This window comes from Streptomyces sp. NBC_01381 (assembly GCF_026340305.1).
Lineage (GTDB): Bacteria > Actinomycetota > Actinomycetes > Streptomycetales > Streptomycetaceae > Streptomyces.
In genome coordinates, this window is sequence record NZ_JAPEPI010000001.1 from 2,912,156 (window position 1) to 2,926,891 (window position 14,736).

General features: G+C 70.5%; 11 protein-coding genes. 4 read left to right on the forward strand and 7 right to left on the reverse strand.

The window, feature by feature from the left end:
- Positions 1-67: 67 nt before the first annotated feature.
- The 3 genes from OG453_RS13720 (at position 68) to OG453_RS13730 (ending at position 2,810) form a co-directional block, all read left to right on the forward strand.
- On the forward strand, positions 68-853 hold the full coding sequence (locus tag OG453_RS13720) for an SDR family NAD(P)-dependent oxidoreductase (protein ID WP_266867782.1): 786 nt from the start codon (positions 68-70) through the stop codon (positions 851-853).
- Between the two features lie 51 nt (positions 854-904).
- A complete protein-coding gene (locus tag OG453_RS13725) occupies positions 905-1,771 on the forward strand; it encodes an SDR family NAD(P)-dependent oxidoreductase (RefSeq protein WP_266867784.1) in 867 nt (288 codons plus the stop codon).
- 265 nt (positions 1,772-2,036) lie between these two features.
- Positions 2,037-2,810: a peptidoglycan recognition protein gene (locus OG453_RS13730; RefSeq protein WP_266867785.1), complete on the forward strand. Its 774-nt coding sequence runs from the start codon at positions 2,037-2,039 to the stop codon at positions 2,808-2,810.
- 118 nt (positions 2,811-2,928) lie between these two features.
- Here the strand turns inward: OG453_RS13730 and OG453_RS13735 are convergent, their stop codons facing one another.
- The gene (locus OG453_RS13735) at positions 2,929-3,453 is read right to left on the reverse strand and encodes a DUF4240 domain-containing protein (protein ID WP_266869852.1); all 525 of its coding nucleotides are present in this window, start codon (positions 3,451-3,453) and stop codon (positions 2,929-2,931) included.
- 132 nt (positions 3,454-3,585) lie between these two features.
- Here OG453_RS13735 and OG453_RS13740 point away from each other — a divergent pair, with 132 nt between their 5' ends.
- On the forward strand, positions 3,586-4,539 hold the full coding sequence (locus tag OG453_RS13740; RefSeq protein WP_266867787.1) for an SDR family oxidoreductase: 954 nt from the start codon (positions 3,586-3,588) through the stop codon (positions 4,537-4,539).
- A gap of 42 nt (positions 4,540-4,581) precedes the next feature.
- On the opposite strand, the gene OG453_RS13745 is transcribed toward OG453_RS13740, so the two are convergent.
- From OG453_RS13745 to OG453_RS13770, 6 genes are all read right to left on the reverse strand, one after another.
- Positions 4,582-5,556, reverse strand: a complete 975-nt coding sequence (locus OG453_RS13745) for a YafY family protein (protein ID WP_266867789.1) — start codon at positions 5,554-5,556, stop codon at positions 4,582-4,584.
- 83 nt (positions 5,557-5,639) lie between these two features.
- Complete coding sequence (gene aceE, locus OG453_RS13750) at positions 5,640-8,345, reverse strand: pyruvate dehydrogenase (acetyl-transferring), homodimeric type (protein ID WP_266867791.1); 2,706 nt, start codon at positions 8,343-8,345, stop codon at positions 5,640-5,642.
- A 314-nt stretch (positions 8,346-8,659) separates the two neighbouring features.
- Positions 8,660-9,283 carry a GntR family transcriptional regulator gene (locus tag OG453_RS13755; protein ID WP_266867793.1) on the reverse strand — a complete coding sequence of 208 codons (624 nt, stop codon included), beginning with the start codon at positions 9,281-9,283 and terminating at the stop codon, positions 8,660-8,662.
- Between the two features lie 137 nt (positions 9,284-9,420).
- A complete protein-coding gene (gene sucB / locus OG453_RS13760) occupies positions 9,421-11,187 on the reverse strand; it encodes a 2-oxoglutarate dehydrogenase, E2 component, dihydrolipoamide succinyltransferase (protein WP_266867794.1) in 1,767 nt (588 codons plus the stop codon).
- A gap of 65 nt (positions 11,188-11,252) precedes the next feature.
- Complete coding sequence (gene lpdA, locus OG453_RS13765; RefSeq protein WP_266867796.1) at positions 11,253-12,641, reverse strand: dihydrolipoyl dehydrogenase; 1,389 nt, start codon at positions 12,639-12,641, stop codon at positions 11,253-11,255.
- A gap of 297 nt (positions 12,642-12,938) precedes the next feature.
- On the reverse strand, positions 12,939-14,480 hold the full coding sequence (locus OG453_RS13770; RefSeq protein WP_266867798.1) for a leucyl aminopeptidase: 1,542 nt from the start codon (positions 14,478-14,480) through the stop codon (positions 12,939-12,941).
- Positions 14,481-14,736 lie beyond the last annotated feature (256 nt).

Below are 14,736 nucleotides of genomic sequence, written 5' to 3' on the forward strand. Positions count from 1 at the left end.
AATTGAGACCGGGAGGGCCGGATCCATCGACGGACCGGGGAGCCCGGAGCTGATCGGAGGCAATTTCATGAACCGCTACGAAGGCCGTCGCGCACTCATCACCGGCGGCGGCTCGGGCATCGGCCAGGCCACCGTCCTGCGGATCCTGGAGGAGGGCGGCATGGTCGTGGCCGCCGACGTCAGCGAGGCCGGCCTGAAGGACACCGTCGAGAAGGCGGGCGCGTCGGCCGACCGGCTCACCACCCTCGTCGTCGACATCTCCGACGAGAGCTCGGTGCGCGAGGGCGTCGCCGCGGCGGTCACCGCGCTCGGCGGCCTCGACGTCCTGGTGAACGCGGCGGGCGTGCTCCGCTCCTCGCACACCCACGAGACCAGCCTGGAATCCTTCAACCGCGTCATCCAGGTCAACCTGGTCGGTACGTTCCTGGTGATCCGCGAGGCGATACCGGCACTGCTGCAGGGCGACGGCGCGGCCGTCGTCAACTTCAGCTCCACGTCCGCGATGTTCGCCCACCCGTACATGGCGGCGTACGCGGCGAGCAAGGGCGGCATCCAGTCCATGACGCACGCGCTCGCCAGTGAGTACGGCAAGCAGGGCATCCGCTTCACCGCCGTCCAGCCCGGCTCCATCTCCAGCGGCATGACCGACGGCAGCGGCGCCAGCAGGCAGAGCGTGGGCCCCGGGCTGCCCGAGGACGCGGACATGAGCCTGTTCATGAAGCTCGCCCCGGCCATCGGCCAGGGCTTCGCGGGACCGGAGTCCGTGGCCTCCGTGGTCGCGATGCTCGGCTCCGAGGACGGCAAGTTCATCACCGGCACCGAGGTCCGCATCGACGGCGGCACCCACTTCTGACCGACGGCGGCACCCACTTCTGGCGGCACCCACTTCGGAGGGAAGAGCAGCATGAGCAAGGCAAGCGAGACCTTCGCGGGCAAGGTCGTCGTCATCACCGGCGCGTCCGCGGGCATCGGATCCGGATTCGCCCGGCACGCCGCGACCCTCGGCATGCGTCTGGTCCTGGCCGACATGGCCGCCGACCGGCTCTCGGCCCTGACCGATGAACTGCGGGCCTCCGGCGTCGAGGTCGAGGCGGTCGTGACCGACGTGGCCGACCCGCTGTCCGTCGACGCCCTCGCGGACCGTGCGTACGAACGCTTCGGCGCGGTCGACATGCTGATCAACAACGCCGGGATCATGGTGATGGGCTACTCCTGGGAGATCCCCGCCGAGCGCTGGGACGCCGCCCTGCGGATCAACATCGGCGGGTATGTGAACGGCATACGTTCCTTCGTGCCGCGCCTGCTCGAGCGGTCCACGCGGACCTGGGTGCTCAATGTGTCGTCGGTCGGCGGACTGCTGCCGAGCCCTCTGATGGCGCCCTACAGCGTGACCAAGTTCGGGACGCTCGCGCTCACCGAGTCCCTCGCCCACGAGATGCGGATGAAGCAGGCGCGGGTGCAGGTCTCGGTGGTGCTGCCGGACTCGGTCAAGAGCGAGATATTCAGGGCTGCGCGGCCGGGGGACGGTACACCGCCGGAGATAGCGGGGTTCAACGAACAGCTGCAGCAGCGCGCCGACACCCAGGGGATCACGCCCGAGGAGCACGCACGCCGTGTCTTCGAGCAGGCCGCGGAGGGCCGTTACTGGATCATTCCGCAGCCCGAGATGATCGACGCGGCACTCCAGCCGCGCACGGACATGATCCTCTCGCGGACGAACCCGGGGCAGGAGCCGGGGCAGCAGCCGGGGCAGGAGCCGGGCGGGGTCTGAGCGGGAGCCGCTTCGGGCGAGCCAGGCCGGGGCCCGTTCGGCCGACCCGCGCCCGGCGGCCGTTCAGCCAAGTGGCCTACCGCGGATCGTGGGCGGGGCCGGTCGGGCGGAGAGTCGGACCATGCGTGTCTTCCGAGGTATACCCGCCAGGCGCGTGCCGTCATCGGTGCGCGCGGCGGGGGCCCGAGCGGTCGCGGCAGTGCGGTCGGCGCCGGCGGCCCGAGCGGCCCGTGTCGCGTTGTGCTGTGTGCCCGGAGCCGCGGCCGTGTCGCTGCTGCTGATATGCGCGGTGTCCGTGGGGCCGGAGACGGCGGCGCGGGCCGGCGGGCCGGTGGAGTTCGGTGGGGTCACCGGGGCTGTGGTCGGCGTGAAGGAGCGGGACTCCCTGATGCCGGCGGCGGCGGCGCGGGTGCGGCGGCCCGCCGGGCATCCGGCGGGGCAGCCTCCGGTGGTGCTCCGCGCCGACTGGCTGGTCGACGCGGTGAAGGACCCGCCGCCGGCCCGGTACGCCGACCGGGTCGACGCGGTCTTCGTGCACCACACGGACTCGCCGAACAGCTACGACTGCGCGGACGCCCCGCGCATCATCCGCTATCTGTACGTGGGACAGGCGGAGGGCAGGGACTGGGACGACATCGGCTACAACTTCCTGGTCGACCGGTGCGGGACCATCTATGAGGGGAGGGCAGGCGGGATCGACAGAGCGGTGGTGGGGGCGCACACCCAGGGCTTCAACCGGGGGTCGGTGGGGATCGCGGCGATCGGGACGTTCACGGAGGGGACACCGGTTCCCCGGGCCATGACCGACGCCCTGGCGGCGTTGGCCGCGTGGAAGCTCGGGCTCTCGGACGTCGACCCTCGGTCGACGGTGCGGTTGGTCTCCACGCACAGCCTCAGCAAGTACCGGGCGGGCAGCAGCGGGCAGTTCCGGGCGATCTCCGGACACAGGGACGGCTACTACACGTACTGCCCGGGCGCCGCCCTGATGGCCGCGCTCCCCGCGATCAGGGAGACGGCGGCGAGGTTGCAGAGCCGGTAGCGCGGGGCACGAGCGGATGGGGCGAGCCGCGCGTCAGCCCGAGCCGCTCATGAAATCGAGCCCCCACGGGGCAGTCGAAGGACGGCCAGTCGAACCACGGGCCAGTCGAACCGCGGGCCTAGTCGACACCGCCGAACGCGACCCAGAGCTTCGGGTAGCGCTGGGCCATCACGCTGTTGTTCTCGAAGTCGAGCGGTGTGCCCTCCGGCTCCGGTGGGGCCGGTGCGATGCCGAGGTCGGGGGTGACGACACCGGTGAGCTGCTCGTATGCCTCGTCGGCGGCGTACCCGAGCTCCTCGCCGTCACCGTCGATCTCCTCGTCGAAGTCCTCCAGGAGATCCGCGAGGGAGTCGGGGTCGTGCAGGGCGCCCTCGAAGACCTCACGCCCCTGGCCGATCAGCCAGCACCGGAAGTAGTCGAAGGCGTCGTCGCTCACGCCGCCGAGCAGGATCCAGGCGGCGCCCCAAAGGTCCCAGCGGTAGGCGCGGTTGTAGCGCGCCTCGAAGTGACGGGCGAAGTCGAGCACCATGTCCGGTTCGAGTTCGAGCAGTCTCTCGACGAGCAGGTCGGCGTGGTCCTCGGGGTCGCCCTCGGCGGCCACGCGGGTGCGGTCCACGATCTCCCAGAACTCCGTCTCGTCCATCACGGGACAAGCATCGGTCCTGGGGGGTGGGTACGCACGTGGAGTGCGGCGGATGCGACTGTCTCGTTATGCGTGCACATGCCCATGGAAAACCCGACAGCAGGTGTCGGCATTGGGTGGCAGCCTCGGACCATGGACACCACACGCGCACTTCCGCACACACTGACCGGAAAGATCGCCCTCGTCGCCGGTGCCACCCGTGGCGCGGGCCGGGCCATGTCCGTGGAGCTCGGCCGTGCAGGGGCCACCGTGTATGTGACGGGACGGACGACCCGCGAGCACACCAGTGAGGTCGGCCGCACCACCGAGACCATCGAGGAGACCGCCGAGCTGGTCACCGAGGCGGGAGCGGAAGCGGGCGGCGGCAAGGGCATCGCCGTACCCACCGATCATCTGGAGCCCGAGCAGGTCGAAGCCCTGGTCGAGCGGATCGACCGGGAGCAGGGCCGCCTCGACATCCTGGTCAACGACATCTGGGGCGGCGACGTCCACGTCGAGTGGGACAAGAAGATGTGGGAGCACGACCTCGACAAGGGGATGCGCATCCTCCGTCTCGGCGTCGAGACCCACATCGTCACCAGCCGGTTCGCGCTGCCGCTGCTCGTCAGGAACCCCGGCGGCCTGGTCGTCGAGGTCACCGACGGGACCGAGGAGTACAACGGCCCCAACTACCGCAAGCCCTTCTACTACGACCTGGCCAAGTCGGCCCCGCTGCGGATGGCGCGCGGCCTCGCCGAGGAGGTCGGGGAGTACGGCTGCACGGCGCTCTGTCTGACCCCCGGCTGGCTGCGCTCGGAGTTCATGCTCGACACCGCCTTCAGCGTGAGCGAGGAGAATTGGCAGGACGGCTGCGAGCAGAACCCGCACTTCGCGATCTCCGAGACGCCGACCTTCGTGGGCCGCGCCCTCGTCGCGCTCGCCTCCGACCCCCAGGTGGCCCGCTGGAACGGAAAGTCGCTCTCCAGCGGCGGCCTCGCCAAGGAGTACGGCTTCACGGACGTGGACGGTTCGGCGCCGGACGCCTGGCGCTATATGACGGAGGTCGACCAGGAGAGCAAGACCGCCGACGTCACCGGCTACCGGTAAGAAACTTCAGAAGTCGTAGAGATCTCAGAAGTCGTAGAGCCCTCAGGAGTCGTAGAGCCCCGTCATCCGCGCCGCCGCCCGCGCGAATCGCGCCCGCAGACCCTCGGGCGCGATGACCTCCGCCTCCGGCCCGAGCGCCATGAGCTGGGTGAACGCCACGTCCTCGTTCTCGACGGGCAGCGTGACCGTCACCCGGCCCGCCGCGTCGGGCTCGCCCGCCGACGCCATCGCCTCACGAGCGGACGCGGGATCGGTGGCGTACGGAAGGTGCCGCACCCCCGCCTCGGAGAGCCGCACCACGACCTCGGACCGCAGGATCGCCCGCGCGAACTGCGCGGCCCGCTCCTCCCAGAAACCCGGCAGGTCGAACTCCTCATCGCGTACGAAGCGTTCCTCGCCGGAGGCGATCGACGCGAACCGGTCGATGCGGTACACGCGGTACGCCCCGGAGTCGGGAACCCGCGCGCACAAGTACCAGACGCCCGCCTTGAGCACGAGCCCGTACGGCTCCAACTCCCGCTCCACCTCGGCCTCTTGGCGCCGGTAGCGGGCGGTGACCCGGCGGTCGTCCCACACCGCGTCCGCGACCGCGGGCAGCAGTTCGGGGGCGGGCGTCTCCTTGAACCACCCCGGCGCGTCCAGATGGAACCGCTGCGAGGCGTTCTGCGATGCGTCCCGCAGCGAGGGCATCAGCGCCGCCGACACCTTCAGCCGGGCCGCCGATGCCGCGTCCTCCAGGCCCATCTCCCGCAGCGCGCCCGGCACTCCGGACAGAAACAGCGCCTCGGCCTCGCTGCGCCCGAGCCCGGTAAGGCGTGTGCGATACCCGCCGATGAGCCGGTAGCCACCGGCCCGCCCCCGATCGGCGTAGACGGGAACGCCCGCCTCCGACAGCGCCTGCGCGTCCCGCGTGATGGTCCGCTCGGACACTTCGAGCTCGGCGGCGAGCTCGGCGGCGGTCATGGAGGGCCGTGCCTGAAGCAGCAGCACCATTTTGATGAGGCGGGCAGCGCGCATGGACCCATGATGCCGCGCACACGAACGCGGGCCCCCACCAGACGGTGGGGACCCGCGCACGTATCAAGCGTCAAGCCGAAGGCCTACAGGCCGTACTTGGCCCGAGCCTCCTTCACCGCGGCAGCGGGCACCTCGCCACGACGGGCGAGCTGCGCGAGCGCTGCGACGACGATCGACTCGGCGTCGATGCCGAAGTGGCGGCGCGCGGCGTCACGCGTGTCGGAGAGGCCGAAGCCGTCCGCACCGAGCGAGGAGTAGTCCTGCTCGACCCACTGCGCGATCTGGTCGGGGACCTGGCGCATGTAGTCGGAGACGGCGAGCACGGGACCCTGCGCACCCTCAAGTGCCGTACGCAGGTAGGGAGTACGCTCCTCGCCGCGCAGGATGGCCTCGTCGGCCTCCAGGGCGTCGCGGCGCAGCTCGGTCCAGGAGGTCGCGGACCATACGTCGGCGGCCACACCCCACTCCTCGGCGAGCAGCTGCTGGGCCTTGAGCGTCCAGTGGATGGCCGTGCCCGAGCCGAGCAGCTGGATGCGCGCGGCGTTGGCGGCGGGGGAGATCCCGGCCGTCTCGGCGGTGTTGAACCGGTAGAGACCGCGCACGATCCCCTCGTCCACACCCGCGGGCTTCGCGGGCTGCGGCATCGGCTCGTTGTAGACGGTGAGGTAGTAGAAGACGTTCTGGTCCTCACCGGGGGCCGCCTCGCCGTACATCCGGCGCAGACCGTCCTTGACGATCGCCGCGACCTCGTAGGCGAAGGCCGGGTCGTACGACATCGCGGCGGGGTTCGTCGCGGCGATCACCGGCGAGTGGCCGTCCGCGTGCTGCAGACCCTCACCCGTCAGCGTCGTACGACCGGCGGTGGCGCCGATGAGGAAGCCGCGGCCGAGCTGGTCGCCGAGCTGCCACATCTGGTCGGCGGTCCGCTGCCAGCCGAACATCGAGTAGAAGATGTAGAAGGGGATCATGGCTTCGCCGTGCGTCGCGTACGACGACGACGCGGCGATGAAGTCCGCCATCGACCCGGCCTCGGTGATCCCCTCGTTGAGGATCTGGCCGTCCTTCGCCTCGCGGTAGTACATCAGCTGGTCGCGGTCGACCGGCTCGTAGTTCTGGCCCTTGGGCGAGTAGATGCCGAGCGACGGGAAGAGCGACTCCATGCCGAAGGTGCGCGCCTCGTCGGGGACGATCGGCACCCAGCGCTTGCCGGTCTCCTTGTCGCGGATCAGGTCCTTGGCGAGACGTACGAACGCCATGGTCGTCGCCATCGACTGGCTGCCGGAGCCCTTGTCGAACGCGGCGAAAGCCTTGTCGGCGGGGGCGGGCAGCGGCGCGAGCGGCTGCGTGCGGCGGGCCGGGGCCGGACCGCCGAGGGCCGCGCGGCGCTCCTGGAGGTAGCGGACCTCGGGGGAGTCGGCGCCGGGGTGGCCGTAGGGCACCTGGCCGTCGACGAAGTCGCTGTCCGGGATCGGCAGTTCAAGGAGGTCACGCATGTCCTTGAACTCGTCCACCGTCAGCTTCTTCATCTGGTGGTTGGCGTTCTTGGACTCGAAGCCCTTGCCCAGCGTGAAGCCCTTGACCGTCTGCGCGAGGATCACGGTCGGCGCGCCCGTGTGGGTGAGCGCGGCGCGGTAGGCGGCGTAGACCTTGCGGGCCTCGTGGCCGCCGCGCGAGAGGTGGAAGCACTCGCTGATCTTGTCGTCGCTGAGCAGCTGACCGAGGGCGACGAGCGCGGGCTCGGCACCGAAGAAGTGCTCGCGGATGTAGGCGGCGTCACGCGTCGCGTACGTCTGGAACTGGGCGTCCGGCACCTCGCGCAGGCGGCGGACGAGCGCGCCCGTGGTGTCGAGCTGGAACAGCTCGTCCCAGGCGTTGCCCCACAGGACCTTGATGACGTTCCAGCCGGCGCCGCGGAACTGGGCCTCCAGCTCCTGCACCACGCGGAAGTTGGCGCGGACCGGGCCGTCGAGGCGCTGCAGGTTGCAGTTGATGACGTAGGTGAGGTTGTCCAGACCCTCACGCGCGGCCAGTGCGAGGGCCGCCGTCGACTCGGGCTCGTCCATCTCGCCGTCACCGAGGAACGCCCACACGTGCGAGGCGGAGACGTCCTTGATGCCGCGGTTGGTGAGATACCGGTTGAAGCGCGCCTGGTAGATGGCGGAGAGCGGACCCAGACCCATCGAGACGGTCGGGAACTCCCACAGCCAGGGCAGGCGGCGCGGGTGCGGGTAGGAGGGCAGGCCGTTGCCGCCCGCCTCCTGCCGGAAGTTGTCGAGCTGCGTCTCGTTCAGCCGGCCGTCGAGGAAGGCGCGGGCGTAGATGCCGGGCGATGCGTGGCCCTGGATGTAGAGCTGGTCGCCGGAGCCGGCGGCCTCGCCGGACTCCTTGCCCTTGAAGAAGTGGTTGAAGCCCGTCTCGTACAGCCAGGCGGCGGAGGCGAAGGTGGCGATGTGGCCGCCGACGCCGTGCTTGCTGCCCCGGGTGACCATCGCGGCCGCGTTCCAGCGGTTCCACGCGGCGATCTTCCGCTCCATCTCCTCGTCACCGTCGATGGACGGCTCGGCGGAGGTGGGGATGGTGTTGACGTAGTCGGTCTCAAGGAGCTTGGGCAGCGCCAGGCCCGCGCCCTCGGCGCGCTCCAGCGTGCGGCGCATCAGGTACGCGGCACGGTGCGGCCCGGCCGCCTGCGTAACGGCGTCCAGGGAGGCCTGCCATTCGGCGGTCTCCTCGGGGTCGCGGTCCGGGAGCTGGTCGAGCTCGCTCGGCTGGATTGCGGAGGGGTCGGTCATGTCGCCGCCTTCCTGAGTCGGAGGGGGTCCCCTGTTTCGGTAAGGGGTGGGGTTGCCCTAGGTCTTTGGCAGGACAGGGCAGAGGGCTCTGGTGAGAGCCCGTCGGAGACTCTAACTCCGTGATCGATGATCGATCAAAGGGTTGAAGGCGAAAACTCCTTCATATTCAGAAAGTAGGCATCCGGTGCCATTAAAGCGGGCACGCGGTGCCTTCGATTTAAAGGGTTCCCGCAGGTGAGAGCACGTATGAGCGGGTCGGCCACGGATGAGCGGGAGCCCTGCGGGAGTCCTGTGGGAGTCCTGCGGGAGGGGGGTCAGGCGCGCGGCGCGCAGCCGAGCACGTGGGCCTTCACCAGGTCCGCGATCGCGGGGTCGCGGCGCCGGAAAGCGGAGACCAGGGCCTCGTGCTCCTCCGCGTACGACTGCTGAACCGTGCCGAGCCAGCGGATCGACAGCGCGGTGAAGACCTCGATGCCGAGGCCCTCCCAGGTGTGCAGCAGCACGGAGTTGTCCGCGGCCCGTACCAGCTCCCGGTGGAAGCCCACCGTGTGCCGCACCTGCGCGGTGCCGTCCGCGGCCCGGTCGGCCTCGTACAGGGCGGCCACATGGGGCTCAAGGGCCGAGCAGTCCTCGGCCAGGCTCTCCGCGGCGAGTTCGGCGGCGATCGCCTCCAGGCCGGCACGGACCGGGTAGCTCTCCTCCAGGTCGGCCGCCGTCAAGTTGCGTACACGTACACCCTTGTTGGGCGCGGACTCGATGAGCCGCAGCGTCTCAAGCTCCCGGAGAGCTTCACGGACCGGGGTCTGCGAGACCTCGAGCTCCACGGCGATGCGGCGCTCCACGATCCGCTCGCCCGGCTTCCAGCGCCCGCTGACGATCCCCTCCACGATGTGCTCGCGGATCTGTTCGCGCAGCGAGTGAACAACGGGCGCGGTCATGTGGGCTCCTCCGGCAGGGGCAGCGCCCCAGGGCGTGGTGACCCCTAGACAATACGGCGACGCCCCCGTCCGGAAACCTCCGAACGGGGGCGTACGCGCTGATGAGACGAGTCTTACAGCCCTACGGGGCGGTAGGACTACAGACCGAGCTCGACCTCGAACTCGCCGGCCTCGAGGATCGCCTTGACCGCGGTCAGGTAGCGGGCGGCGTCCGCGCCGTCCACCAGACGGTGGTCGTAGGAGAGCGACAGGTACGTCATGTCACGGACGGCGATGGTCTCGCCCAGGTCCGGGTGGTTGATGACGACCGGACGCTTCACCGTGGCACCGATGCCGAGGATCGCGGCCTGGTTCGGCGGCACGATGACCGTGTCGAACAGGGCGCCGCGCGAACCGGTGTTGGAGATCGTGAAGGTGGCGCCGGACATGTCGTCCGGGGTGAGGCCACCGCCACGGGCCTTGCCGGCCAGCTCGGCGGTCTTCTTCGAGATACCGGCGATGTTCAGGTCGCCCGCACCCTTGATGACCGGCGTCATCAGACCCTTCTCGGCGTCAACGGCGATGCCGATGTTCTCCGAGTCGAAGTACGTGATGGTGCCTTCGTCGTCGTTGATCCGGGCGTTGACGACCGGGTGGGCCTTCAGCGCCTGGGCGGCGGCCTTGACGAAGAACGGCATCGGGGAGAGCTTGACGCCCTCGCGAGCCGCGAACGAGTCCTTCGCCTTGGCGCGCAGCTTCATCAGCTTGGTGATGTCGACCTCGACGACCGAGGTCAGCTGGGCCTGCGAGTGCAGCGCCTTCATCATGTTGTCGCCGATGACCTTGCGCATGCGGGTCATCTTGACGGTCTGGCCGCGGAGCGGAGAGACCTCCAGGGCCGGGGCCTTCGACGCGGCCGGGGCAGCGGCGGCGGCCGGAGCCGGGGCGGCCTTCTTGGCCTCGGCGGCGGCGATGACGTCCTGCTTGCGGATGCGGCCACCGACGCCGGTGCCCTTGACGTCCGCGAGGCTCACGCCGTGCTCACCCGCGAGCTTGCGGACCAGCGGCGTGACGTACGCGCCGTCCTCGGCGGGCGAGGTCGCGGCGGGCGCGACCGGAGCAGCCGGGGCGACGGGGGCCGGGGCGACCGGAGCCGGAGCGGCGGGCGCGACCGGGGCCGGAGCCGCGGGCTGGACCGGAGCCGGAGCGGCGGGGGCGGGGGCGGCCGGGGCGGCAGGCGCGACCGGAGCCGGAGCCGGAGCCGGAGCCGGGGCCGGAGCGGCCGGGGCAGCCGGAGCCGCGGCGGCCGGAGCGGCACCCGCGGCGCCGATGACGGCGAGCTTGGCGCCGACCTCGGCGGTCTCGTCCTCGCCGACGGCGATCTCGAGCAGCACGCCCGCGACCGGCGACGGGATCTCGGTGTCGACCTTGTCCGTGGAGACCTCGAGCAGCGGCTCGTCCTCGGCGACCTCTTCGCCCACGGCCTTCAGCCAGCGGGTGACGGTGCCCTCGGTGACGGACTCGCCCAGGGCGGGCAGCGTCACGTCGGTGCCGGTGGCGCCACCGGCCGGCGCGGCGGCGGGGGCGGCCGGCGCGGCCGGAGCCGCGGGGGCCTCGGCGACCGGGGCCGGAGCAGCCGCCGGAGCGGGCTCGGCGGCCGGGGCCGGGGCGGCAGCGGGGGCACCGCTGCCGTCGTCGATGACGGCCAGCTCGGCGCCGACCTCGACGGTCTCGTCCTCGGCGACCTTGATGGACGCCAGGATGCCGGAGGCCGGCGACGGGATCTCGGTGTCGACCTTGTCGGTCGACACCTCGAGCAGCGGCTCGTCGGCCTCGACGCGCTCGCCCTCGGCCTTCAGCCAACGGGTGACAGTGCCCTCGGTGACGCTCTCGCCGAGCGCCGGAAGGGATACGGAAACCGCCATGGTTTCAGTTGCTCCTTACGAAATTGCGGAAGTCTAGGTCGTCGCGCCCGAAAAACTGAGGGGGCTCAGTCGTGGGAGTGCAGCGGCTTGCCCGCGAGGGCCAGGTGGGCCTCGCCCATCGCCTCGTTCTGCGTCGGGTGGGCGTGGATGAGCTGCGCGACCTCGGCCGGCAGCGCCTCCCAGTTGTAGATCAGCTGGGCTTCGCCGACCTGCTCGCCCATGCGGTCGCCGACCATGTGGACGCCGACCACGGCACCGTCCTTGACCTGGACGAGCTTGATCTCGCCCGCGGTCTTGAGGATCTTGCTCTTGCCGTTGCCCGCCAGGCTGTACTTGAGGGCGACGACCTTGTCCGCGCCGTAGATCTCCTTGGCCTTGGCCTCGGTGATGCCCACGGAGGCGACCTCGGGGTGGCAGTACGTCACCTTCGGCACGCCGTCGTAGTCGATCGGGACGGTCTTGAGACCGGCCAGGCGCTCCGCCACCAGGATGCCCTCGGCGAAGCCGACGTGCGCGAGCTGGAGGGTCGGCACCAGGTCGCCCACGGCCGAGATGGTCGGGACGTTGGTCTGCATGTACTCGTCGACCAGGACATAGCCGCGGTCCATCGCGACGCCCTGCTCCTCGTAGCCGAGACCGGCGGAGACCGGGCCGCGGCCGATGGCGACCAGAAGCACCTCGGCCTCGAAGGTCTTGCCGTCGGCGAGGGTCACGCGGACGCCGTCCTGCGTGTACTCGGCCTTCTCGAAGAAGGTGCCGAGGTTGAACTTGATGCCGCGCTTGCGGAACGCGCGCTCAAGAAGCTTCGAGGAGTTCTCGTCCTCGACCGGCACGAGGTGCTTGAGGCCCTCGACGACGGTCACCTCGGCCCCGAAGGACTTCCACGCCGAGGCGAACTCGACGCCGATGACGCCGCCGCCCAGGATGATCGCGGACTTCGGCACGCGGTCCATGACCAGCGCGTGGTCCGAGGAGATGATGCGGTTGCCGTCGATCTCCAGGCCCGGCAGCGACTTCGGCACGGAGCCGGTCGCGAGGAGCACGTGGCGGCCCTGGATGCGCTGGCCGTTCACGTCCACGGAGGTCGGGGACGACAGCCGGCCCTCGCCCTCGATGTACGTCACCTTGCGCGAGGCGATGAGTCCCTGCAGGCCCTTGTAGAGGCCCGAGATCACGTCGTCCTTGTACTTGTGGACGGCCGCCATGTCGATGCCATCGAAGGTGGCCTTCACACCGAACTGGTCGGCCTCGCGAGCCTGGTCGGCGACCTCACCGGCGTGCAGCAGCGCCTTCGTCGGGATGCAGCCGTTGTGCAGGCAGGTGCCGCCGACCTTGCCCTTCTCGATCAGGGCGACGTCCAGGCCCAGCTGCGACGCGCGCAGTGCCGCGGCGTAACCGCCGCTACCGCCGCCGAGGATCACTAGGTCGAAAACGGTGCTGGCGTCGTTCGCCACGTCACGTCCTCCATGCATGTGCGCCGTACGCCGGACCGCTCTTCCCGGGGGACGACCGGTCGGTCGGCTGGTATTCGGCCGCTCTTGTTTCGGCCCTGTGGTGGGGGCCCTGTCCTGCCGAGAACCCATCTTCGCACTTGTCGGCGGGAGGTGGGACGGCGGGCCGGGCTGTGAGACGTCTGATTCGACACGTCCAGGGGTTACCAAGGTGTACGAACGTACGGATTTCGTTGTGGGCGAAACCGCGCGGGGCCCCGGACGTACCTGCCGTCCGGGGCCCCACGCAACGTACGCAAATCAGCCGAGGTCGCCCGCGGCCGTGCGCTCGGCGAGCCGGACCAGGGTGCGGACCGCGGAGCCGGTGCCGCCCTTGGGCGTGTAGCCGAACGGTCCGCCCTCGTTGTAGGCCGGGCCCGCGATGTCCAGGTGCGCCCAGGTGATGCCCTCGCCGACGAACTCCTGGAGGAAGAGACCGGCCACCAGACCGCCGCCCATCCGCTCGCCCATGTTGGCGATGTCGGCGGTGGGGGAGTCCATGCCCTTCTTCAGGTGCTCGGGCAGCGGCATCGGCCAGGAGTCCTCGCCCGCCTCCAGGGAGACGTCGTGGATCGCGGCGCGGAACGCGTCGTCGTTGGCCATGATGCCGAAGGTGCGGCTGCCGAGCGCCATCATCATCGCGCCGGTCAGCGTCGCCACGTCGACGATCGCGTCGGGCTGGTCCTCGGAGGCCTTGGCGATCGCGTCGGCCAGGACGAGGCGGCCCTCGGCGTCGGTGTTGAGCACCTCCACCGTCTTGCCGCTGTACATCCGCAGGACGTCGCCGGGGCGGGTCGCCGAGCCGGACGGCATGTTCTCGGCGAGCGCGAGCCAGCCGGTGACGTTCACCTCGAGACCCAGACGCGCGGCGGCGACGACGGCGGCGAAGACGGCCGCGGCGCCACTCATGTCGCACTTCATGGTCTCGTTGTGACCGGCGGGCTTCAGCGAGATGCCGCCCGAGTCGTACGTGATGCCCTTGCCGACGAAGGCGAGGTGCTTCTTCGCCTTGGACGACGTGTACGACAGCTTCACCAGGCGCGGCGGGGCCTCCGAGCCGACGCCGACACCGAGGATGCCGCCGAAGCCGCCCTTGGTGAGCGCCTTCTCGTCCAGGACCTGGACCTTGATGCCGTGCTCCTTGCCGGCCGCGGTGACGACGGCGGCGAAGGCCTCGGGGTTCAGGTCGTTCGGCGGGGTGTTGATCAGGTCGCGGCAGCGGTTGAGCTCCTCGGACACGGCGGTGGCGCGCTCGACCGCGGCCTTGTACGCCTTGTCGCGGGACTTGCCGCCGAGCAGGGCGATCTCGGCGAGCGGCCCCTTGGAGTCCTTGGCCGCCTTGCCGTTCTTGCCCTTCGCGGAGCCGTTCTCCTTGTACGCGTCGAACGAGTACGCGCCGAGCAGCGCGCCCTCGGCGATCGCGCCGGCGTCGTCGGCGTCCTCGGTGGGCAGCGCGAACCCGGCCTTCTTCGAGCCGGTCAGGGCGCGCGCGGCGGTGCCGGCGGCGCGGCGCAGGGCGTCGGTGCCGTACGTCTCGTCCTTCTCCGGCACCGTGCCGAGACCGACCGCGACGACGACCGGCGCCTTGAAGCCGGACGGCGCGGGCAGCTTCGTCACCTCGCCCTCGGCGCCCGAGGCACCGAGGGTCTCCAGGACGGACGCGAGCTTGCCGTCGTACGCCTTGTCCACGGACTCGGCGCCGGGCGCTACAACCGCGCCCTTGGCGCCCTTCGCTACACCGACGACGATCGCGTCGGCACGCAGGCCGGACGCGGCGGCGGTGCTGAGAGTCAGAGCAGTCACGGTGGTGAATTCTCGCTTCCGTTGAGTTCCTTGGCCGATGGGGTTGGGTCGACCGGGCCCGGCGCCAGCCTAGAACGGGCCGGAAGGGCGCCGGACATGAGCCTACGCGCGTCGCGCCGATTCGATCGCGCCAGCGCAGATTCATCCGTTCGTGGCGTCATTTTCATGTTTGGCGCGCGTGTTCACGATGGTGTACGCAGTGTGAGCGGGCCGTCGCACAGCGGCCCCTCCCGTGTGGTGAGCCCGCGTCACCTCC